General features: G+C 39.1%; 18 protein-coding genes. 15 read left to right on the top strand and 3 right to left on the bottom strand.

Going from position 1 to position 23997, the window contains the following annotated elements; translation table 11 throughout:
• The first annotated feature begins 20 nt into the window (after window positions 1–20).
• From AACQ49_RS18440 to AACQ49_RS05585, 12 genes are all read left to right on the top strand, one after another.
• Entirely contained in the window at window positions 21–230 is a 210-nt protein-coding gene (locus tag AACQ49_RS18440; protein WP_425337898.1) for a LexA family protein, read from the top strand.
• A gap of 278 nt (window positions 231–508) precedes the next feature.
• Window positions 509–2098, top strand: a complete 1590-nt coding sequence (prfC, locus tag AACQ49_RS05635; protein WP_004245645.1) for a peptide chain release factor 3 — start codon at window positions 509–511, stop codon at window positions 2096–2098.
• A gap of 408 nt (window positions 2099–2506) precedes the next feature.
• A complete protein-coding gene (locus AACQ49_RS05630; protein WP_161778926.1) occupies window positions 2507–2854 on the top strand; it encodes a BON domain-containing protein in 348 nt (115 codons plus the stop codon).
• Between the two features lie 96 nt (window positions 2855–2950).
• Entirely contained in the window at window positions 2951–4012 is a 1062-nt protein-coding gene (locus AACQ49_RS05625) for a patatin-like phospholipase family protein (protein ID WP_004245643.1), read from the top strand.
• Window positions 4009–4791, top strand: a complete 783-nt coding sequence (locus AACQ49_RS05620) for a metal-dependent hydrolase (RefSeq protein WP_004249416.1) — start codon at window positions 4009–4011, stop codon at window positions 4789–4791. Before AACQ49_RS05625 ends, AACQ49_RS05620 begins: the two co-directional genes overlap by 4 nt.
• Window positions 4792–5078: 287 nt before the next feature.
• Complete coding sequence (locus AACQ49_RS05615; protein WP_004250187.1) at window positions 5079–6380, top strand: NupC/NupG family nucleoside CNT transporter; 1302 nt, start codon at window positions 5079–5081, stop codon at window positions 6378–6380.
• Between the two features lie 523 nt (window positions 6381–6903).
• The gene (deoC, locus tag AACQ49_RS05610) at window positions 6904–7683 is read left to right on the top strand and encodes a deoxyribose-phosphate aldolase (RefSeq protein WP_004249420.1); all 780 of its coding nucleotides are present in this window, start codon (window positions 6904–6906) and stop codon (window positions 7681–7683) included.
• Between the two features lie 69 nt (window positions 7684–7752).
• The gene (gene deoA, locus AACQ49_RS05605; RefSeq protein WP_004245639.1) at window positions 7753–9075 is read left to right on the top strand and encodes a thymidine phosphorylase; all 1323 of its coding nucleotides are present in this window, start codon (window positions 7753–7755) and stop codon (window positions 9073–9075) included.
• A 66-nt stretch (window positions 9076–9141) separates the two neighbouring features.
• Window positions 9142–10368 (top strand): phosphopentomutase, encoded by a 1227-nt coding sequence (deoB, locus tag AACQ49_RS05600; protein WP_004245637.1) that lies wholly within the window; start codon window positions 9142–9144, stop codon window positions 10366–10368.
• Between the two features lie 78 nt (window positions 10369–10446).
• Window positions 10447–11163 carry a purine-nucleoside phosphorylase gene (deoD, locus tag AACQ49_RS05595; RefSeq protein WP_004249423.1) on the top strand — a complete coding sequence of 239 codons (717 nt, stop codon included), beginning with the start codon at window positions 10447–10449 and terminating at the stop codon, window positions 11161–11163.
• Between the two features lie 244 nt (window positions 11164–11407).
• Entirely contained in the window at window positions 11408–12721 is a 1314-nt protein-coding gene (locus AACQ49_RS05590; protein ID WP_004249424.1) for a CitMHS family transporter, read from the top strand.
• 800 nt (window positions 12722–13521) lie between these two features.
• Entirely contained in the window at window positions 13522–15258 is a 1737-nt protein-coding gene (locus AACQ49_RS05585) for a pyridoxal phosphate-dependent decarboxylase family protein (RefSeq protein WP_004245634.1), read from the top strand.
• A gap of 86 nt (window positions 15259–15344) precedes the next feature.
• Here the strand turns inward: AACQ49_RS05585 and AACQ49_RS05580 are convergent, their stop codons facing one another.
• The 3 genes from AACQ49_RS05580 to AACQ49_RS05570 form a co-directional block, all read right to left on the bottom strand.
• Complete coding sequence (locus AACQ49_RS05580; protein WP_004249427.1) at window positions 15345–15611, bottom strand: DksA/TraR family C4-type zinc finger protein; 267 nt, start codon at window positions 15609–15611, stop codon at window positions 15345–15347.
• A gap of 220 nt (window positions 15612–15831) precedes the next feature.
• Entirely contained in the window at window positions 15832–17283 is a 1452-nt protein-coding gene (gene pyk, locus AACQ49_RS05575) for a pyruvate kinase (protein WP_087741087.1), read from the bottom strand.
• A 62-nt stretch (window positions 17284–17345) separates the two neighbouring features.
• Window positions 17346–18683, bottom strand: a complete 1338-nt coding sequence (locus tag AACQ49_RS05570) for an MFS transporter (protein WP_004245631.1) — start codon at window positions 18681–18683, stop codon at window positions 17346–17348.
• A gap of 312 nt (window positions 18684–18995) precedes the next feature.
• Between AACQ49_RS05570 and AACQ49_RS05565 the strand changes: the two genes are divergently transcribed.
• The 3 genes from AACQ49_RS05565 to AACQ49_RS05555 all read left to right on the top strand — a co-directional run bounded on the left by AACQ49_RS05565 (window position 18996) and on the right by AACQ49_RS05555 (window position 23970).
• Window positions 18996–20282 (top strand): ABC transporter substrate-binding protein, encoded by a 1287-nt coding sequence (locus AACQ49_RS05565; RefSeq protein ID WP_004245630.1) that lies wholly within the window; start codon window positions 18996–18998, stop codon window positions 20280–20282.
• A gap of 69 nt (window positions 20283–20351) precedes the next feature.
• Entirely contained in the window at window positions 20352–22715 is a 2364-nt protein-coding gene (locus tag AACQ49_RS05560) for an ATP-binding protein (RefSeq protein ID WP_237612802.1), read from the top strand.
• Window positions 22693–23970 (top strand): sigma-54-dependent transcriptional regulator, encoded by a 1278-nt coding sequence (locus AACQ49_RS05555; protein ID WP_004245628.1) that lies wholly within the window; start codon window positions 22693–22695, stop codon window positions 23968–23970. Before AACQ49_RS05560 ends, AACQ49_RS05555 begins: the two co-directional genes overlap by 23 nt.
• Window positions 23971–23997: the final 27 nt, after the last annotated feature.

Below are 23997 nucleotides of genomic sequence, written 5' to 3'. Positions count from 1 at the left end.
GAAAATCCAAGCGGAAAAAAATCATACCCGAGGGGGCTGTGATCGTTGTTGATCCTGAGTTATCTTATTCTTCAGATTTATTGGTTGTTGCGCGTTTGGATGATTCGAAAGAAGCAACCTTTAAGCAGTTAGTCATTGACGATGAACAGAAATACCTAAAGCCTCTGGACTCCCAATATTCAGCAACAGCGATCAACGACAACGGCACCATCATTGGTGTGGCACGATAAGCTATTATCGATTTTTTGTAGCAAAGAAATTTGTGGCCTAGCCTCGGTTGTTCATCAGCTAAAAAAACAACGATTGCAAACAACGACAGCAGAGCATTGGCACAATGCTGAGAATAAATAGATAACCATTGATTGTTTATAAAGCCAAGATAGGCGAAAATAAGCGCCAACTAAGATTAACTTACGGGTGAATGTGCTTTATAGTCACTTAATAAGTCGTTATAGAAATATCTCAGTGCAGTGCATTCACTTGTTTATCAACTAGAAGATCACTATTGATGTCTAATCCTATTTTTCAGCAAGAAGTTGCTCGCCGTAGAACTTTTGCCATTATTTCCCACCCCGATGCGGGTAAAACAACCATCACTGAAAAAGTGTTGTTATTCGGACAAGCTATCCAACGTGCAGGAACAGTAAAAGGGCGTGGCTCAAATCAGCATGCTAAATCAGACTGGATGGAAATGGAAAAACAACGTGGTATCTCCATTACCACTTCTGTTATGCAGTTTCCTTACGCTGATTGTCTAGTTAACTTACTTGATACCCCAGGGCACGAAGACTTCTCTGAAGATACTTATCGTACTTTAACTGCCGTTGACTGTTGTTTAATGGTCATTGACTCTTCAAAAGGGGTCGAAGATCGTACCCGTAAATTAATGGAAGTGACTCGATTACGTGATACGCCAATTTTGACCTTTATGAATAAATTGGATCGTGATATTCGTGATCCGATGGAATTAATGGACGAAGTTGAAACTGAGCTAAAAATTGCCTGTAGTCCTGTTACTTGGCCGATTGGCTGTGGAAAACTGTTTAAAGGGGTTTACCATATCTTAAGAGATGAAACCTATCTTTATCAAACAGGCCAAGGTCATACTATCCAAAACTCACGAGTGATCAAAGGGTTGGATAATCCTGAGTTAGATGAAGCGATTGGTGATGATTTAGCCGTTCAATTACGTGATGAGCTAGAGTTGGTGTTAGGTGCATCACATGAGTTTGATCATGAAGCTTTCTTAGCGGGTGAATTGACTCCGGTTTTCTTTGGTACCGCATTAGGTAACTTTGGTGTTAATCACATGCTTGATGGTTTGGTGAAGTGGGCGCCAGCGCCAATGCCTCGTCAAACTGATATGCGAGAAGTGACAGCGGCTGAAGAGACATTCACGGGTTTTGTTTTTAAAATTCAAGCTAATATGGATCCCAAACACCGCGACCGTGTTGCTTTTTTACGAGTGGTGTCAGGCATGTATGATAAAGGGATGAAACTGCACCAAGTACGTACGAAAAAAGATGTGGTGATTTCAGATGCATTGACCTTTATGGCAGGGGATCGTTCTCATGTTGAGCATGCTTATCCTGGTGATATTATTGGCCTGCATAATCACGGTACCATTCAAATTGGTGATACTTTTACTCAAGGTGAAATGTTAAAATTCACCGGTATTCCTAACTTCGCTCCGGAATTATTCCGCCGTATTCGTCTGCGTGATCCGCTAAAACAAAAACAATTGTTAAAAGGTCTGGTGCAATTATCTGAAGAAGGTGCGGTACAGGTGTTTAGACCCCTAGCTAATAATGATTTAATTGTTGGCGCAGTTGGGGTGCTACAGTTTGATGTCGTGGTTGCACGCTTAAAAGGTGAGTATAACGTTGAAGCCATTTATGAATCAGTGAATGTATCGACGGCTCGTTGGGTTGAATGTAGTAACGAAAAGAAACTCGAAGAATTTAAGCGTAAAAATGAGCAACATCTGGCATTAGATGGTGGTGATAACTTAACTTATATTGCACCAACGATGGTTAACTTAAATTTAACCCGTGAACGCTATCCTGATATTGAGTTCCATCAAACGCGTGAACACTAATTTTCTGTTATAAATCATATAAAAAGCCATATTTTTTATGGCTTTTTTCACAATGATGTATTGTAAAATCAACTCCAGTATCTGTTTAGGTTTACTCAATAATCTTATCTATACTATTTATATTCCGTCGATATTCTAATAAAAACTACCCTTTAATCAGCTATTACTCTTTCTATTCTCTGCTATCCTAATAATGATATTTTTATACTCATTGTATAAATAAAATAAAAACTTTTTACATATAAATGGCTATTTTTCAGATTAAAATTACAAAAAGTTATCTTTATTTACTATTTATTACTTTATTTGCTACTCATAACTTAGTAGTGTAACTGAAGTACTTGTTAATAATTTGATAAAAAATACACACATTTCCTGTCATGATTAATTTATGAGCAGGGGGAAGCAATGAATCAACAAAAAATAAAATTAGTATTAACGCTCGTCACGGGTATGACAGTGACAATGATAAGTACAGCAACTATTGCGGAGACATCGTGGTATAATGAAATTGATAAAACTACCAGTAATGTTAACAATGAATTAAGCGATACGGCAATATCGAAAAAAATCGAAGAAACACTATTACCTAACCCCTCCATTGACAGTGGATCACTTTCAATTCGTACTGAATTTGGTCATGTCACAGTTGCCGGCTTTGTTAAAAATGCAGAGCAGGAAAAACAAATCATTCAGATCATTGAAAAAATTGATGGTGTAAAAAGCGTTGAATCATCAGTGAATATTCAAGGCTAACTTAATAGCGACTTAATTTATTTTAATTAGTGATTAAAAAGAATGACCTTGAAAACAGGTGCGAGTATCCTTATAAGGTTGTATTAAGGAGACTCTATGGGGAAGTATATACCGGTTACATTAAATAATATTACTGCACTTGAATTTCAATCATCCTTACCACAAGGCAAAGTTGCATTAGTTTGCGAAGGCGGTGGACAGCGAGGCATCTTTACTGCTGGTGTTCTTGATGAATTTATGCGCTCTCAATTTGATCCTTTTGATCTACTCCTAGGGGTATCCGCGGGGGCGCAAAACTTATCTGCTTTTGCTTGTGGACAAAGGGGTTACGCCCGCAGAGTCATTAACCGTTATACCACCAATAACCAATTCTTTAATCCGATTCGTTTTGTTCGTGGGGGAAATTTACTCGATCTTGACTGGTATATAGAAACCACTTCGAAAGAAATGCCTTTAAATATGCCTAAAGCATTACGTCGTTTCGATAGTGGTCGCGAGTTTTATATGGTGGCAAGTCGCTCCGACAATTTTAAGGCAAATTATTTTCAACCAGAAAAAAGCACATGGCTTGATATTGTGAAAGCCTCCAGTGCGATCCCCGCGTTTTATCGCAATGGTGTTTTATTTCAAGATGTTGTTTACCATGATGGCGGTATTAGTGATGCGATCCCGGTAAAAGAGGCTTATCGTCGTGGTTGTCGTACAATTGTCGTTATACGAACCGTACCGTCTGAATATCAATATACCACCGAGTGGGTGGATAAAATGGGAAAATGGTTTGAGAATGGCCGTTTTCAACGCTTTCTCAATATGGCTCAAGTCCATATTGAAACTTATACTGACACACTAAGATTTATCCAATCTCCACCTGAAGATGCCGTTATCATTGAAATATATCCACCAACAACACTACAATCTAGTGCATTAGGAAGCCGTTTAAGTGCATTAAATCATGATTATCATGTTGGTAGACGCTGTGGGCGCTATTTTCTAGCCACTATTGGTCAACACTTCTCTAAGAAAAAATTTCAGCAACACGATAAAAAAATATTTAGCCTATTTGAAAATGAAGCAAAAGCAGATAAAGCGGAAGATGCCGAAATCATTCAAAAAGGAACTCGGAGTGTGCACCCTGAAGTAAGGAGTGTTCAAGAATGAGTCGATTTATTGATACGCATTGTCATTTTGATTTTCCCGTCTTTTATCACGACCTTGAGAATAGCCTTGCTTTAGCACAACAGGCTCAGGTAAAAAAAATTATTATTCCTGCGGTTGCTCAGTGGAATTGGGACGCGGTAACGGAATTGTCTCGTTATAACAATGCACTATATTGTGCACTAGGTTTGCATCCTTTATATATTGAAGCGCATACAGAGCAGCACTTGATTGAACTTAAAACACGCCTAAAAACGACGCCACGTTGTGTTGCAATGGGGGAGATGGGTTTGGATAACTATATGACAAATCCACATCCGGAAAAACAGCAACAATTTTTAATAGCACAACTTAAATTGGCGATAGAATTTGATTTACCAGTGATCCTTCATTCACGTAAAACTCATGATAACCTAAGTGCTATTTTGCGCCGTTATTCAGTTCCTCGTAAAGGTGTGATCCATGGTTTTTCCGGCAGTCTGCAACAAGCAGAACGTTTTGTTCAACAAGGCTATTTCATTGGGGTAGGGGGCACTATCACTTATCCACGTGCACAAAAAACACGTCGTGCAATTGCCTCTCTACCCTTAGAGCGCTTGTTATTAGAAACGGATGCGCCTGATATGCCTGTAAGTGGTTTTCAAGGCGAGCCTAACCGCCCTGAGCGAATTCTCGCTGTTTTTTCTTCTCTTTGTGAATTGCGTCAAGAGTCAGCAGAGGTTATTGCAAACCAACTTTACCTAAATAGTCTACAATTATTTCAGTTAACAGATGATGCCTAGTTTTAAGTAAATTAGTAATTATTCTGCCATTCGTATTACCGTTTTTTATTAAACTGCTAACCACTTTTCCAAATGAACTTTATCCATTAAGTGCGTTTTTTGCTTTTTAGTGTGATTTAGATCTCATTTGTGACTTTTATGTTACTTTTTTAAGATGCTAATTGTGATGGATATAGAGGGTTCTTTTCTGGGACTAGGTATAATTATCTGGCAAAAAAAGAGTCAATAAACTTAGTAACAAGCTTATTGATAATCCATTAAATTTTTATATGAACAGGGATCCTTCAATGCACCTCATTATGAGCTTGGTCGGAATGGCCACATTGATATTGATAGCCATTCTTTTCTCCAGCAACCGACGTGCAATAAAATTACGCACGGTCGGTGGCGCATTCCTTATTCAAATTGGTTTAGGCGCATTTGTACTTTATTCAGAAAGTGGCCGTAAAGTGTTATTGGCTATTTCTGATGCCGTTAAAAATGTCATCGATTATGGTGAAAACGGCATGAGCTTCCTTTTTGCTGGCTTAGTTTCCGACAAAATGTTTGAGCTATTTGGCAGCGGTGGCTTTGTTTTTGCTTTGCGTGTTTTACCTGTTATTGTGTTCTTCTCTTCATTGATAGCAGTACTTTATTACTTAGGTATCATGCAATTTGTCATCAAGATTTTAGGTGGCGGATTACAAAAAGTATTAGGCACTTCTCGTACTGAATCAATGTCTGCAACAGCCAATATCTTCGTTGGACAAACAGAAGCACCACTGGTGGTTCGCCCCTATATTGCTAGAATGACAACCTCAGAACTTTTTGCGGTGATGTGTGGTGGATTAGCATCAGTGGCAGGTTCGGTACTGGCAGGTTATGCAAGTATGGGCGTGCCATTGGAGTATTTGATCACCGCTTCATTTATGGCAGCACCCGGTGGTTTACTCTTCGCAAAACTCTTGGTTCCTGAAACAGAAACACCCGATGATCAAAAAGATGCTTTTGATAACTTAAGTGATGAAGAAAAACCCGCTAATATTATTGATGCTGCGGCATCAGGGGCTTCTTCAGGATTACAACTTGCGTTAAACGTAGGTGCAATGCTACTCGCTTTTGTCGCATTAATTGCCTTAATTAATGGTATTCTTGGCGGAATTGGTGGCTGGTTCGGTTATGAAGACTTCTCGCTAGAATTAATCTTAGGCTGGGTATTTGCACCAATCGCCTTCTTAATTGGTGTGCCTTGGAGTGAGGCAACCATTGCTGGCTCTTTTATTGGTCAAAAACTGGTGATCAACGAATTCTATGCTTACTCGGAGTTTAGTAAATATCTGCAAGATGAATCACAATTAGCAGCAGCAGGCTTAATGGCCTTGTCTGAACAAACAAAAGTGATTATCTCTTTTGCGCTGTGTGGATTTGCTAACCTTTCCTCTGTTGCGGTATTACTGGGTGGTTTAGGGGGAATGGCACCAAACCGTCGTAAAGATGTCGCACGCTTAGGTATGAAAGCCGTTTTAGCGGGTACACTCTCTAACTTAATGAGTGCAACCATCGCCGGCTTCTTTTTTGCATTAACCGCAATGGCTGTGGTTGCTGCTTAAATAAGAAAGTATTTACAGAGCAGATAGGTAATTGCTTATCTGCTCTTTTTGTTTGTTTTCTGTTGTAATGTTAACTACCTTTATATATATGTGAGTTACTTCGCAACTTGTAGAGAAGTTAGCCAATTAATGAGTCATTTCATTAAAAGTAAAAGTTTTTACGTTATAAAGACGACTTACTGACTTTATTCGAGTAACATTAAACCAGAAAATAAAATTTTTGTGATTCTAATCACAATTTAATGTCTTTAGTTGCAAGTTTCATTTTATTATTGTGACAGAAAGCACATCTAATTGTTCTCTAGCGTGTTCAAATAAGATGTGCTGAAACTTCATGGAATGGCGAAAGCTCAATGACGGGTCGCCGAAGTGAGCATAGCGCGGTGAGAGGGAGCTCAGCTGTCGTTGTAGCACTTGTTACAACCACATCTTCAAGGAACCAAGTCCGCTCGCCAACAAAATTAATCGCTAACCTTAAAGCGTATGCCCATAGAGGGCTTGAGAAACATCGTTGGAGAGTTTTATGACAGATTTAACCGCTGCAGCGCGCCTTGCGCTGTCTTTGATGGATTTAACCACCTTAAATGATGACGACACTGATGAAAAAGTGACAAAACTATGTCATCAGGCGAAAAGCCCAGAAGGTAATACAGCCGCAATCTGTATCTACCCACGCTTTATTCCACTGGCTCGTAAAGTATTACGTGAACAGGGAACACCAGAAATTCGTATTGCAACCGTAACTAACTTCCCTCATGGTAATGATGATTTAGATATCGCATTAGCTGAAACTAATGCAGCATTAGCTTATGGTGCTGATGAGGTTGATGTTGTTTTTCCTTACCGCGCATTAATGGCAGGTAATGAACAAATCGGTTTTGATATCGTTAAAGCATGTAAAGACGCTTGCGCTAAAGCGGGTGCTTTACTGAAAGTTATTATTGAAACGGGTGAGTTGAAAGATGCTGCGCTCATTCGTAAAGCATCTGAAATCTCAATTAAAGCAGGTGCTGATTTTATCAAAACATCCACAGGTAAAGTGCCTGTTAATGCAACACTGGAAAGCGCTGAATTAATGCTTCAAGTGATCCACGATATGGGTGTTGGCAAAGAAGTTGGTTTTAAACCAGCGGGTGGGGTACGTACAGCTGAAGAAGCTGCGCAATACCTTGCATTAGCAAACCGTATTATGGGCGATAACTGGGTTGATGCTCGCCATTTCCGTTTTGGTGCATCAAGTCTGTTAGGTAATTTATTAGCCACACTCGGTCATGGCGAACAAAAATCGTCTAGTGGTTATTAATTCATTTATGAAGTATGCCTACCCTCCAATGGGTGGGCGTTATTAATGCTATAATACCAGGAGGTTGCAGTGTTTCTTGCCCAAGAAATTATTCGTAAAAAGCGTGATGGTCATCCTTTAACTGAAGAAGAGATCCGTTTTTTCATTAATGGCGTCAGAGATAATACTGTTTCTGAAGGTCAAATTGCAGCACTTGCAATGACAATTTATTTTCATGATATGACCATGCCTGAACGTGTGGCTTTGACATTAGCCATGCGTGATTCCGGTACTGTACTAAACTGGAAGAGTCTAAACTTAAATGGTCCTATTGTTGATAAACACTCAACAGGCGGTGTTGGCGATGTTACATCACTGATGTTAGGGCCAATGGTAGCTGCTTGTGGTGGTTATGTTCCGATGATTTCTGGTCGTGGATTAGGTCATACTGGTGGAACTCTTGATAAGCTTGAGGCTATTCCCGGCTTTGATATTTTCCCTGATGATGAAAAATTCCGCGATATTATTCGTCATGTTGGTGTAGCAATTATTGGGCAAACCAATTCATTAGCACCTGCTGATAAACGCTTTTACGCTACACGTGATATTACTGCTACCGTTGATTCAATTCCGCTTATCACTGCATCTATTTTAGGTAAAAAATTAGCTGAAGGTTTGGATGCATTAGTGATGGACGTTAAAGTTGGCTCAGGTGCCTTTATGCCAACATATCAGAAATCGGAAGAGCTAGCAGAATCAATTGTACAAGTAGCAAATGGCGCCGGATGCCAAACTACAGCACTACTGACTGATATGAATGAAGTATTAGCATCAAGTGCAGGTAATGCAGTAGAAGTCCGTGAAGCAGTACAATTCTTAACGGGTGAATACCGTAATCCACGCTTATTTGAAGTTACGATGGCACTGTGTGTAGAAATGTTAGTGTCAGGTCGTTTAGCTGACTCACGTCAACAAGCTCGCCAAAAACTGCAAGATGTGCTGGATAACGGTAAAGCAGCGGAAGTCTTTGCTCGTATGGTTGCAGCCCAAAATGGTCCTACAGATTTTGTTGAAAACTACAATAAATACCTGCCAACGGCGGTATTAAGTAAGCCTGTATTTGCTGAGAAAGCCGGTTTTGTCACAGAAATGGATACCCGAGCTTTAGGTATGTCAGTTGTGACTTTAGGCGGTGGTCGCCGTAAAGCAACTGATGCTATTGATTACAGTGTTGGATTAAGTGAAATCGCGGCACTAGGAACAGAAATCAATACAGATACACCACTCGCGATGATCCATGCCAATAGTGAAAAATCATGGCAAGAAGCTGCGGCAGAAGTCCGTAAAGCGATGGTAATTGGTGAGACAAAACGTGAAACGTCACCAATGGTGTATCGCCAAGTCAGCGAATAAGAACTCAATGATGATTTATAAGTGACATATCCGTGGTCTACGGAAAATGACACAGGAGAGAGAATTATGAAACGTGTACATATCATGGTATTAGATTCCTTTGGTATCGGTGCTGCTGGTGATGCGGAGAAATTCGGTGACCAAGGCGCAGACACTTTAGGACATATCGCACAAGCATTTGCAGAAGGTAAAGCGGATAAAGATGGTCGTAAAGGTCCTCTTCACCTACCTAATCTTTGCCGTTTAGGTTTAGGTAAAGCGGCTGAAGAATCAACAGGTAAATTCCCTGTTGGTTTAGACAAAGATGCGGAAATTATTGGTGCTTATGGCTACGCGAGTGAGATCTCTTCTGGTAAAGATACACCGTCAGGCCACTGGGAAATCGCGGGTGTCCCTGTATTATTTGATTGGGGATACTTTAAAGATTTGAAAAACTCTTTCCCTCAAGAGTTGCTAGACAACATTGTTAAACGTGCCAATTTGCCGGGTTATTTAGGTAACTGTCACGCTTCTGGTACGGTTATTCTGGATGAACTGGGTGAAGAGCATATGAAAACTGGGAAACCTATTTTCTATACTTCTGCTGACTCCGTTTTCCAAATTGCTTGTCATGAAGAGACCTTCGGTTTAGATAAATTATATGAGCTATGTGAAATTGCTCGTGATGAACTAAACAAAGGTGATTACAACATCGGTCGTGTCATTGCTCGTCCATTTATTGGCGACAAACCAGGTAATTTCTCACGTACAGGTAATCGTCATGATTTAGCTGTTGAGCCACCAGCACCAACTATGTTGAAAAAACTGGTTGATGAAAAACAAGGCCACGTTGTCTCTATCGGTAAAATTGCTGATATCTATGCAAATGTAGGTATTACTAAGAAAGTGAAAGCAACAGGTATTGATGCTCTGTTCGATGCAACGATTGAAGAGATGAAATTAGCAGGTGATAACACTATCGTTTTCACTAACTTTGTTGATTTCGACTCATCTTATGGTCACCGTCGTGATGTTGTCGGTTATGGTGAAGCACTCGAATTATTCGACCGTCGCTTACCTGAGCTGATGGAATTAGTGAAAGAAGATGATATTTTGATCTTAACCGCAGACCATGGTTGTGACCCAACTTGGCAAGGTTCAGATCACACCCGTGAACACATTCCGGTTCTGGTTTATGGGCCAAAAGTTAAACCAGGTTCATTAGGTCACCGTGAAACTTTTGCTGATATCGGACAAACTGTTGTGAAATACTTCGGTTTATCACCAGTAGAATACGGTAAAGCGATGTTTTAATTTTACTTCGGTAGGCATAGCAATATGTCTACCGAATTATATTTGAATAGTGAAAGATCAATATTAAAAGGAAGAATTATGGCTACCCCTCATATTAACGCAGAAATGGGCGATTTTGCTGATGTCGTTTTAATGCCGGGCGACCCGCTTCGTGCTAAATACATTGCTGAAACTTTTTTACAAGACGTACGTCAAGTAAATAATGTTCGTGGCATGTTAGGTTTTACTGGTACGTATAAAGGCCGTAAAATTTCTGTAATGGGCCACGGTATGGGTATTCCTTCCTGCTCAATTTATGCTAAAGAGCTAATTACTGATTTTGGTGTAAAAGTGATTATTCGCGTGGGTTCATGTGGTGCGGTATTACCAGATGTTGAATTACGTGATGTTGTGATCGGTATGGGAGCATGTACAGATTCTAAAGTTAACCGCTTACGCTTTAAAGACCAAGATTTTGCGGCTATTGCTGATTTTGAATTAGTACAAAATGCTGTCTCTGCTGCGAAAGCAAAAGATATTAAAGTTCGTGTGGGTAATATTTTCTCAGCGGATCTTTTCTACTCGCCTGATCCAGAAATGTTTGATGTGATGGAAAAATACGGCATCTTAGGTGTTGAAATGGAAGCAGCAGGTATTTATGGTGTAGCTGCGGAATATGGTGCACGTGCCCTGACAATTTGTACTGTTTCTGATCACATTAAGAAAGGTACACAAACAACCTCAGAAGAGCGCCAAACTACCTTTAATGAAATGATTGAAATTGCATTAGAATCTGTTCTGTTATTAGAAGACTAATTGATACATTTCGTTGCTTAAATTGAATTGAAACCCAATGTTGCATTGGGTTTTTTTATGTCTATTTTTCTTTTTATTCATTTGATTTTTAACTTTATTTAATATAATTAGGATTTTTACTAAGTATATTTATATAGAAAATAATCGGTGATTAACTTCACATCATTGAAACTGTTTTTACATGAGTGGTTAGCATTTTTGTAACATAAAGTGCAAATATAATAACGACTACAAGGATCCTCATGTGCTAACGATTATCGGATTACTCATTATTATTTCTATTGTGACATTACTAATGATGGGGAAAACAAGCCCAATTATTGCAATGTCGGTCATACCATTAATTGGTGCGCTTGTCGCAGGTTATTCATTTACTGAAATATCTACTTTTTTTGAATTAGGTATTAAAAAGGTGAGTAGTGTCGCAACGATGTTTTTATTTGCGATACTTTTTTTTAGCATAATGAAAGATCTGCATATTTTTAACCCTCTGATCCGTATGATGATCAGTATCACCCGTGGCAATGTCATTATAGTGTGTATTGTCACAGCGTTAGTCGCGGCTGTTGTACATTTAGATGGTTCGGGTGCGGCGACATTCTTAATTATTATTCCTGCTTTTTTACCGCTATATCGCCGTTTAGGTATGAGCCCTTATCTTATGTTGCTAATTATGTGCACCAGTATGGGGGTGATGAATATGGTACCTTGGGGAGGGCCTTTAGGTAGAGCCTCGGCTGTAACCGGTATTTCGGCTGCGGAATTGTGGCAAAAGATCATCCCAGTACAGATAATTGGTATTTTTGGCTCGATGCTTTTTGCCGCGGTTATGGGGGTGCGAGAAACCAAACGTATTGCTAAAGCAAAACTAAAAGGGACTACGCCTTATGAGCAAGATTCTTTATTAAGACAATTTGATGAAGATCAGCCAGAAACAGGAACAGAAAAACCACAAAAATTTTGGATCAACCTTCTGTTAATTATCGGCTCAATTACGTGTTTAGCCTTAGGATTATTTTCGGCACCTTATATTTTTATGGTTGCATTATCAGCCGCTCTAGTGATCAACTATCCTAAGCCAAAAGATCAAATAGCGATAATTAATCATCATGCTCCTCAAGCACTCTCTATGGTAGCAATTATTTTAGCGGCAGGTGCTTTTTTAGGCATCATGTCTAATGGGAAGATGCTGGAAGCTATTGCCCTTGATTTAGCAGCAGTATTACCTTCTCATTGGGTCGATAATTTGCATATTGTTGTAGGTATATTAGGTGTTCCCATGGATATCTTTACCAGCACTGATGCTTATTATTTTGCACTATTGCCTATTGTGCAGGAGGTCACTGCTAGTGGTGGTGTCCATGTTGCTGATGTTGTGTATGCTATGGCCATAGGTAATAATGCCGGAACCTTTGTAAGTCCATTCTCACCAGCCGCTTGGCTTGCTATGGGGCTTGCAGGCACTGATATGGGTAAACATTTACGTTACTCATTTGGTTGGATTTGGCTATTTAGCTTCTTTACCCTAGGTGTTGGCACATTATTGGGACTGTTTTAATTTTTGTACATTAAGGTCGAATTCTAATTAATAAAGCGGGAAGAAATACTGTTCCCGCTTTATGTATTAATCCCCATCTCAATTTGATTTTCCTACTCAATCTTCTATCAGCTATTTCAGCTGTATCATCATTATTATTAGTTTATTGGTAAAGTTCGTTATCATCGCTTACCAATACTATTTGACCTAACAGTTTAATATATTAAGTTTTTAACTTATGCTAATTTTTTAATTGTTTTTAGTATAAATAACTAATGTTATTGACTTGATTGTTTTTATTAAGCCTCTTTAGCATCATTAACTATTATTTTAATATTTAATGTCACGTAAAAGTTAAGTAAAAAATAAATTATCTATTAATAAAGCATAATGTAGTTTTTTGTTCTTATTTTGAGTATTGTAGTTACATTAAATGCAATTTTAATTGCATTAATTTCATTAAAAATAGATTAATTAATTTAATTAAATATCTATTCTAATAATTTCAATAAGTTATTTGGTTTTAATATTTTTTCATTATATATCAAATTATTACAGTTAATTCCGGCGATAATGCTAATAGTGAGACTATTTTTATTGTGATGTCAGTCACATAAAAGCAAGGATAGGAGTGCAATGACTGTCAATATAGCTTGCCATTTATCCCTATCTTATTGATATATTTTAAATAAAATAAATTATTAGTTAACTATTTAAATAACAACTGTTATATATAGATCACTAACTATTTTAATAAGAAAATGTATAGTATTGCTATTCAGTTTATTTAAGCTATTGTCGGTTTTTATTTGGAGAATATAGTGAAAAGTCAAGATTTGTTGGGTTTATCTTCTGCTAACATTCTAAATGCTGAATTTGAGAAGAAGTACCGTGATGTTATTGCTCACTTTTTCAGCCGTGATCCGCAGTATTGGCCGATATTTCAGGATAAAACCATTCAGTCTATTACACAGTTTAGAAAGACCATGACGAATGATAAGGATCAATTACAGCGTTATGAGAATGGGCAGGCGTTATTTGACCGTTTAATGGCTGATGGGCAGATCCAGCAACATATTAATTATCCAGAGAATGATCCTAACGAGTTACTCATGTTAGTGTCGACGTTATGCAAAAACTGGGAAAATCCATTAGCGGTTGAGAATGTCATTGCGATGCCAAGCGATCCGGGTGTTTATGGCTCAATATTAGGATTAATGGGCAATCCTAATATGGTTTATTGTGAATACTCTGGTGTTGCTGATGTTTTAGAAAAAGTCACCATTAAAAAAGTAGCTAAATTAGTAGGGTACGATCCCGAAGTTGCCTCTGGGGTTTTCACCCAGGGTGGCACCATGTGTAACTTATATGGTTATCTATTTGGTTTACGTAAATCAATGCCTAATTCTAAACATTTAGGCATGGCAGCCGATCAGGATTATCGTATTATTAACTCTCAAGGGGGCCATTATTCTAATATGACCAACTTGGCGCTATTAGGGGTTGATGTTAATAACAAGACTATCCGCATTAAGGTGTCCGAAGATAATACGATTAATTTAGAACACTTAGAGCGTGAATTAAGAGCTTGTTTTACTGTTAAGTGTAAAGTACCAACTATTATGCTGACGACAGGGACGACGGACACCTTTGGCGTTGATGATGTTAAAGGCGTTTGCGAATTAAGAGATCGTCTGTGTGAAGAATTTGAAATCGCGGTTAAACCACATATTCACGTCGATGCAGCAGTAGGTTGGCCAATTATTTTCTTCTTAGATTATGATTTTAATAGCAACCCTCTGGCTATCAACGATATTACTTTAGAAGGTTTACGCCAAAATGTGGCGAAATTTAAACATCTAAAATATGCTGATTCAATTACTATCGATTTCCATAAGTGGGGATATGTACCTTATACCTCAAGTTTAGTGTTAGTGAAAAATGGCAATGACTTTGTTGCCCTTGAAAATGATCCGGAAAACTTCACTTACTTTGAACATGAATTAGAAGGTCAAACCCATTTACAATCAACTATTGAATGTACACGTAGTGGGGTTGGTATTTTTGGTGCTTATTCTGCGATGCATTATATGGGGATTGAAGGCTATCAAACCATCATTGCCCATTGCCTACAAAACGCGAACTATATGCGCCATCAATTACTTGCTATGGGGAATGCCAAAGTCATAGTGCCTCAAAACCAAGGCCCAAGCGTTGGGTTTAAATTATATGATCCAAACTTAGTCTCTGATCCTAATGTTGCCTTTGATCTAGAATCAACCTGTGCGACAGATAAAGAAGCCTATGACTTTATGGTACATAATGCACAATGGCATAGAAAATTATTCTTACAACGGGGTAAAAAAGGATTATTTACCAACTGGGTTGACTCTATTGCTTGCTCTAAGTATGCAAAAAATAATCGCTATGTTTATATTCCGGGGGAAAAAGCTGTTTTTATGAACCCGAATACGGAACGTTCCCATATTGATAATTTCTTAAAGATAATTACTGAAATGAGCCATAGTTTAAGTGCTAAGAAAGTTAGCAAGATTTAACTCGTGAGTTGATTGAATAAAATAAACTGTACCTTGATTGAGTAAGCTTACATAAGGTACAGTTTTTTGTATAAGAAGTGTGCTCATTATCTGAGTTGGCTATCTTTACTACCACGGCGATTATAGCCACTAAAGGTATTATATTTTTTATCTATCGCTTCTTGGCAGTTAATACAATAGCGAACCCCTCGAATCGCTTTTTGCCGAGCTAATGGAATTGCTTCACCACACTCATCACAAAACTCAGCACTTTCTCCCTGAGTCATTTGGTTACGCGCTCTTGCAATGGCATCATCAATAGTGGCATCAATTTGTTCTTGAACAGCACTATCATTTGCCCATCCACTTGCCATCATATTCTCCTATTAATACAGTGAATATAGGAATTAATATTGGGATGCTGCCGAAAAAAGCAACAGCTAGGAGCACTATTTTTTGATAGATAATGATGGTTAGGTACATTAAAAAGAAAAATAGCCACGTTCCATGTGGCTAAAATAATTGGCTATACTGTTTTTCTTGTTATTGGCCTCTTCAGGTTGCCTCTCTCATAAGCTATTTGATAACAGACAATTAAGTTAAAGCTGTTGTAACTTGTTTTACCGGAACCAGATGACAACAGTCACTTTCACCGGTTTTTTCAAAGGTCGATAAACGGGTGATTAAGAGTGAATGAATATCTGTTAATAATCCCTCTGTTTGCAGTTTTTGCATGATGTTTTCATCACCATCATTATTATTTTGACGTTGATAAGTGACAGGCGTTACACCACGTAATACAGTCAACTGACCAGCAAGTGCGGGGTTATCTGTTAATGCATAGATATTGTTATTTGGCATAAAGCGCGATAGAAGCGTGACTGATTGACCATTGTCAGTTAAAGCAGCAACGCTCAGATGTTTATCATTATGAAAAGCTGCTGTGGTCGCCGCTAAAGCAATCCAACGGCCTGTTTGTGAATAGTAAGAAGGGGATTGCCATGGGTTTTCGGCATTGGCGGCAAAAGAGCGCTCTGCACCTTCTGCAACACGAGCCATTGCACGAACGGCTTCTTCAGGATATTTACCTGCAGCTGTTTCTGCAGAAAGCATCACCGCATCTGTGCCATCACCTACTGCATTAGCGATATCCATCACCTCCGCACGGGTAGGCATTGGATTTTCAATCATGGACTCCATCATTTGGGTGGCTGTAATAACCGGGCAACCTAGAGCACGACAACGAGCAATTAACTGTTTTTGTGCACCAGGAAGACTGGCATCGCCAATTTCAACCGCCAAGTCCCCTCGCGCTACCATAATGACATCCGATGCTTTAATAATGTCATCCATATTGGCTTGACATGAAACGACTTCTGCACGCTCTACTTTGGCAACAATTTTTGCCTGACTGCCAGCAGCAACAATTAAACGACGGGCATATTCAATATCTGCACCATTACGAGGGAAAGAAACGGCTATATAATCTGCTTGAATAGCGGCTGCTGTGTGTATGTCTTGCTTATCTTTGTCCGTTAAGGCTGGTGCGGATAAACCGCCGCCGAGTAAATTAATTCCCTTACGGTTAGATAATTTTCCACCGACAGTGACCACTGTCTCAATATTATTATTATTTACTGCACGGACTTTTAATTGGATATTACCGTCGTCAAGTAACAGAATATTCCCTGGTGTGACTTCTTGTACAAGTTGTGGGTAATCTAACCCCACTTGTTGTTCATCGCCTTGTGTGCTGTCTAAATCTGCATTGAGGATAAAACTATCCCCTTGTGTTAATTGAATAGCATTATTTTTAAAACTCGCTATACGGATCTTAGGGCCTTGCAGATCAGCTAAAATGCCGATAAATACACGATGTTTTTTTGCGACCTGACGGATAGTTGCGGCTGTGGACTGATGCTGTTCGCGAGTACCATGTGAAAAATTTAAACGAAATACATTAGCGCCAGCTAAAATCAGTTTTTCAATCATCTGTTCTGAGCAACTAGCAGGGCCAAGAGTCGCAACAATTTTTGTCTTACGCATAGTGACATTCTCTTTTTTAAAGAGGGATACTGAAAAGTATCCCTTGATAACAACTTAATTTATTAATCCATGGTGACTTTTTTCGCATTCCAGACCAGCGTAGCTAAGATCATGGACACGATGGCAGAACCAATCCAGAAATACTGTACCGTTGTGAAATCATAGTGAGTGATATCACCGACTTGCGTGACTTTGATCAGCGAGGCAGAAACAAGCTCTTGAGCGGATGCGGCAATATAAGCAAAAAGTCCGATAAAGCCTTTTACTGCACCTACTGCGTTTTTTGGCATCAGGTCGCAAGCCGTTAAGCCCGCCAAGAACACCACCAGTCCGCCCATAGCAAAACCAATCATACTTAATGCAATGGCATCCATAACACGGCTTTGTGGTCCCCAGAACATGAGGGCGAAACCGGCAATATTGGCGATACCATAAATAAGTGTTGGGATATGACGATTAGCATTAAATAGTTTGTCAGATGCCATACCGGCTAAGATGGCGCCAAAGAAGCCGGCAATAGGGTAAGTTGACATAGCAAAGCCAGCATCAATCAGTGAATAGCCTTTTGAGCCTTGCAGATAAAGCACCGCCCATGAACTGATTGCGTAGCGTGAAATATACATGGCAGCGCAAGCTGCAGCGATGATCCATACGGTAGGTTGTTTTAGGACAAATAATTGAGCACGGCGAGTTTCTTTTGGATCACTTGATTTAACGGCTTCTGACTCTTCACCATATGCACTGGCAGGATCAGGTAGACCATAAGTACGAGGACGATCTTTTAAGATCATCAGTAAGATGATACCTGCTGCAATACCTGCGATACCTGCACCGATAAAACCGGCACGCCAGCCAAAGAAACTCACTATAGTCGCAGTTAATATCCAAGTGATTGCTTCACCGATATTACGTGAGCCACCCCAGATAGAATAGACTGTACCGCGCTGTTTCGGAGAAAACCATTGGAAAATAGACACACAAGAAGGGGCAGATCCTACCGATTGGAACCAACCATTAATTCCCCACAATAAGATGAAGAATAGGCTCGCAGTCGACATTCCCATAAAGATACAAACAAAAGAGGATGCAATCAGCGAGATGGACATAAAGCGGCCAATATTGGCATAATCCGACAAGAAGCCATTGGAAAACTTACCAAAGGCATAGGTAAAGAAGAATGCCGACCCCATTAAACCCAGTTCTGCAGTGGTCACAATACCGGCATCTAGCATCGGCTTTTTAACGACACCAAGTGCCATACGTACCACATAGAACATGGCATAACCTAGTACTAGCCCAAGAAAAACCTGCCACTGATATTTTTTATATATTGAGCGGATCTTTTCATTGGACGCTTCGATTAGCGGCAGATCCTTTCTGGTTTTAAAGAAACTTAACATAGAGATGACTCCGAATATTATTCATGCCTGAAGCTGATTTTGTTTTTCAGGGCAGATGCTATTCATTTAGGCCATCAGAGGGCAAAAGCGCTAATTTGAGTCAGAGCTGACACATTCTGCTGAATCGGTGAGTCAAATTTGTAACATTGCTATTAGGTGTTGGACTAAAAATGAGTGAATATATCGTCGTATCATCATCGAAAATGGGTCATTAAGGACTCATTCACTGAAAATAATAAATATTGCTAAATATCAGAAATTTGATGCTCAACACATTTTTAGGTTTATTCAACACAAAATCAGGGGTATGTCATGAGAATAAAAATAATCTTTAGCCTCATACTATTATTTAGTTGGCTGTTTATCACTCCAGCAAAAAGTGATGAGCAGCCATTGGTTATACTGACGACACTTTCAGATACACCTATGCGACCACTTACCGAAGCTTTTAGTGCTCGTTATCCTGAAACTAAGGTACAAGTGGTTTATCGGCGTGTTGCGATCGCTACACGGATGATGAAGCAGTATCCTACGCAACCTGTTGATATAGTGATGTCCTCTTCGGCTAATTTTTTTCATCATTTAGATAGAGAAGGACTACTCGCGCGCTTACCGATTAACTATGAAACACCAAAATGGCTAACTCGTCATAGTGATATCTTAAATGACAAAATAACCACGGTGGGTTATTCAGGTATTGGGATCATGAGTAACAGACAATACTTGCAAAAGTTAGGTATTCCGGCACCTAAAAGTTGGATTGATTTAAGTGATCCGATTTACCAAGGGCACTTAACTATGACGACACCAGCCAACTCTGGCACGATGCAACTGATGGTTGAAAATGTGCTGCAAGAGTATGGTTGGGAGCGCGGATGGCAAATTTTACTAGAAACCAGTGGTAACCTTTCTTCGATATCGGCACGTAGTTCACGAGTGAGTGACGCTATTGCCAGAGGTATTGTGGGGGCGGGGCCTATTATTGATAATTACGCTTTTAACCACCAAAAACGCTTTGATTTTGTTGATTTTAGTTATTTTGATAAATCAATTATTTTACCTGCTTATGTCGCTATTGTGGCTGAAAGCAGTAAAAGAGATACTGCGGCCAAATTTATCGCCTTTCTTTTATCGGATGAAGGACAAGAGATTATCTATAAAAGTGATATGGCGAAGATCCCCCTCAGCAAAGAAATTTTACGTAATAATGATGAGCTTGCTAATAATACTGAGTTTATTTTAAACAGTAATGAAGCTTATCGCCGTAGCGAAGTGGTCAATGTTCTTTTTGATCAAATGATCACCCATAATTTTCCATTAATGCGCCAAGTTTGGAATGAGATCCACGAGGCAGAAAAACAACAAAATCGATCACCAGAACGGATCGCAGCAACCAATCAAGCCCGAAAAATAGCCAGTTCAGTACTAATTAGCGAAAAAGAAGCTAATTCACCGACATTACAAGCCTTATTTATGAAAGAAGCCGATCAGCGGGAATATTCAGATCAAGCGTTAGCCGTATTGTACCAATGGCGTACATTAGAAGCGGAAAAACTTGAACAAGCATTAGTTTTATTGAAAGAAACTAAATCTCCCTAACCGCCTTGTGGTTCAGATATACAGTTGAAAATACTGTTTTTTTGAAAGGTATGATGGATGCAGATATTAATGCCTAAGCAATCGGGCAAACTCGGTAGACGCCTTTATTTGGCGTTTATCTTTAGTTCGTTACTCACTTTATTGATTGGTGGGGTGATATTTTTTATGTGGGGAAAATTAGCCACTCAAATCAATGCGTCTGTTGGTGACTCCTTACCTATGTTAACCACCAGCTATAATATGGAGCGTTACAGCACTAATTTACAGATGCTATTAAAAGAGCGTGAGCAAACACAACGTAAATCAGTTTCAGAACAACAAAAACAGCAAATTTATCAACTATTAGATAATCTGCGCGAGTTTCCGATTGAGCAACAATCACAACGCACTTTTTATAATCAATTAGTGGATGACTTATCAAACTTAATTGAGCAGCAAGATATTTTATTAGATAAACGTCGTGAACTCGAAAATAGGTTAGCACAGCTTTTAGGTCAATTGGCTTGGATGCATGATGCGGTAGGTGAAGATATCAAGCCTCTACTTAATGAAATTGAGTGGCATGTCAGCCAAATGCTTAATGAAAAAAATGTACAGGAAAATAGCTTACAACTGCTTTTAGAATCAACGTTACTTCAAGAGTTATTCACTACAGAAAATGAATTAATTAGCTTAGTGGAAGAAATTGCACATCAACGCTATAGCCGTGATATTGATGTCGCATTTCACTATATAAGTGTCAAAATTGATGAAATTATCGTTTTAAATCAGAAATTAAAAAGCTATCCTTCTACCATTGCTCATCGCCAAGTATTGCAAGAAATTATTGCGATCACTCGTTTTGACGGTGATATCTATCAAACATTGATTGATGATGTCGAAACCGAAAAAAAACTTAAAGCACTTACCCCTAAATTAAATGAAAAATTATCTCAGTTTGATAATGCAGTAAGAAGTAATGTGCTTGCCACCAGTGAAGCATTGAATAAGCTCAATGATAATACGCGACAACTGATGGCAACGGGAAAAATTGTCATTATCTTAATTGTCGTTGCTTCACTATTGCTCAGCATTATTGTCATGAAAATCTTAATAGATAGGCGACTGATTGCTAGATTAAATAAGTTGAGTGATGATCTTGCCCATGTTGCTAAAGGTCATTTAACAGAGCCTGTATTAATTGAAGGGCAAGATGAAATTGGATTATTAAGTCGCCGTTTGCGACGCTTTTGGCGTCAAATGAAAGAAGTTGAAGCCACGAATGCCCTGAATCTGATTAATAATACCGATGCCAGTTTAATTACTTGTCATCATGATGGACGTATGGAAACCGTCAATCCCAGTGCTGCTACTTTATTAGGTATTGGTCATGAACAGAGCAATAAACCATTATGGTTATTATTTAGTGGTGAAGCCAATACGACATTAAGAGCGCAGTTTAGTCCCACAAGTCCGCTTTATTTGTTTGGGCAAAGTGAGTCTATTGTGAGCATGGTAAAACAAGGAAAGCCTCATTTTCTGCAATTTAATATTCGCGAATATCCTCATAAAGACGAGCATAAATATATTGTGACTATCACGGATATTACTCGCCAAGAATTAAGTCGATTAGAATTAAAACATCTTGTGGCATTAAAAACCCAAGATTTACAAGAAAAGAACCAACAATTAAATGAAGAAATTGTGCGTCGTGAACAAGCACAAAAACACTTAATTCAGACACAAGAAGAGTTAGTGCAAGCGGCTAAAATGGCTGTAGTAGGACAAGCAATGACCAGTCTTGCACATGAATTAAATCAACCGCTTTCAGCCATTAATACCTACTTATATAGCGTTAAATTAACACTACAGATGGAGAAATATGACCAACTTCCTGATCCCATTGAGCGTATTGAAAAATTATGTGCTCGTATGAATAGGATCATTACGGCATTACGTAATTTTTCTAAAAAATCCTCATCTGAAGTCAGTTATGTTTCAGCGCCGTTACAGGGGCTGGTGGAAAGTGCCATGGTATTAGTGGAATCGCGCTCTAAACGAGAGCAGTGCACCATTATCAATAATATCCCCAGTGAACTGAATATTTGTGCCGATCCAACACAAATAGAGCAGGTCTTAGTTAACCTGTTTGTTAATGCAATGGATGCGGTCGCAGGAATGGGCGAAAGTCAGATCAGCGTCGACCTATTATCGGATGAAGCTAAATATCAACGAGTGGGCATTACCGATAGTGGCAAAGGATTTAATGCTGATGTTTTACCAAAATTATTCACCCCTTTTACCACCACCAAAGATGTTGGGCTAGGGTTAGGGCTATCGATTTGCCGTTCTATTATGCAACGGTTTGGTTATGAAATTTACTTAGCATCGGCATTAAATGGCGGTGCGATGGTTGTTTTGGAGTTTACTCATGACACAGTCACTGCTGTCTGATATTGATGTACTATTAATTGATGATGATGAGGATATTCTCGAATCTTATCGTCATTTGCTCAATCTTGCCGGAATGGTTGCCAGAGTGACTGATTCGCCAGAAAAAGCATTGAGTCTGCTGACACCAGAATATGAAGGTGCGGTAGTGTTAGATATTTACATGCCTGCGATGAATGGCATGGAAGTCTTAGCGCGTATTCAACAAATTGATCCTCGTATTCCGGTGATTATGATCACCGGCCACGGTGATATACCCCTTGCTGTAGAGGCCGTTAAAAAAGGCGCTTATGATTTTATTGAAAAGCCCATTAATCCACCGCTATTTTTAGAGTTAGTTGCTAAAGCGCATAAAGAGCGAAAATCACTTCTTTCACTTAGAAAAACGATGATCACCACCACTCAAGAGCGTTTAGTTGGCGATAGTGCACAAATTACCGCCATTAGACAGCAAGTACAGCAAATTGCTGATATTGATAAAGACTTAATGATTGAAGGTGAGATGGGGACAGGGCGACATCTACTCGCTCAGTTATTACATGAATTAAGTCCTCACAGCGATAAAGCGGTGACTACGGTAGATTGTCAAAATTTAGTAGATATTAAGCCACTGATTGCTCAAATAGAGCAAGAGGAAGTCGGCACACTTATTTTACGCTCCCCTTATGATTTACCTTCTGGTGCACAACGTTGGTTAAGTGCTTACCTATTAGATATGGAAAGGCAGGGTAAGCGTCAATTTAGAACGATCGCGATTTTAGAAAATAATACCCAGCAATTGGTCACTGAAGGGCGATTGATACCTGAGTTCTATTACTACTTTTCGCAAATAACTTTTTCTTTGCCACCATTAAGCGCAAGACGCCCGGATATTATTCCTCTATTTAGAGCCTTTTTACGGCAAAGTGCTCAGCGGCTTGGGATCGCCGTACCAAAAATTGATCGTAATTATCTCGATATATTAAAACGTTATGATTGGCCTGGAAACATTCGTGAGCTACGGAATGTCGCTGAACTCTATGCTGTTGGTATTGTGAAAATGGTTGATAGTGAGCAACATCGTGCCATTATCCCCCCTGAAGGGCCTTTAGATAACTTAGTTGATGATTATGAGCGTCGCTTAATTGAAGATGCACTCTATTTATTTGCTGGCCGTGTGAGCGATGTGGCTGATTATTTAGGTATCCCACGTAAAAAACTCTATTTACGCATGAAAAAGCATGAACTGGATAAAGAGAGTTATAAACCTAAGGTTTGATAGTTATCAATAAGCGCCATTTGGCGC

Origin of the sequence: Proteus sp. G2675 (genome assembly GCF_963886535.1) — a bacterium.
Classification (GTDB): Bacteria; Pseudomonadota; Gammaproteobacteria; order Enterobacterales; family Enterobacteriaceae; genus Proteus; species Proteus mirabilis.
This window is presented reverse-complemented; position numbering and strand designations above follow the sequence as displayed.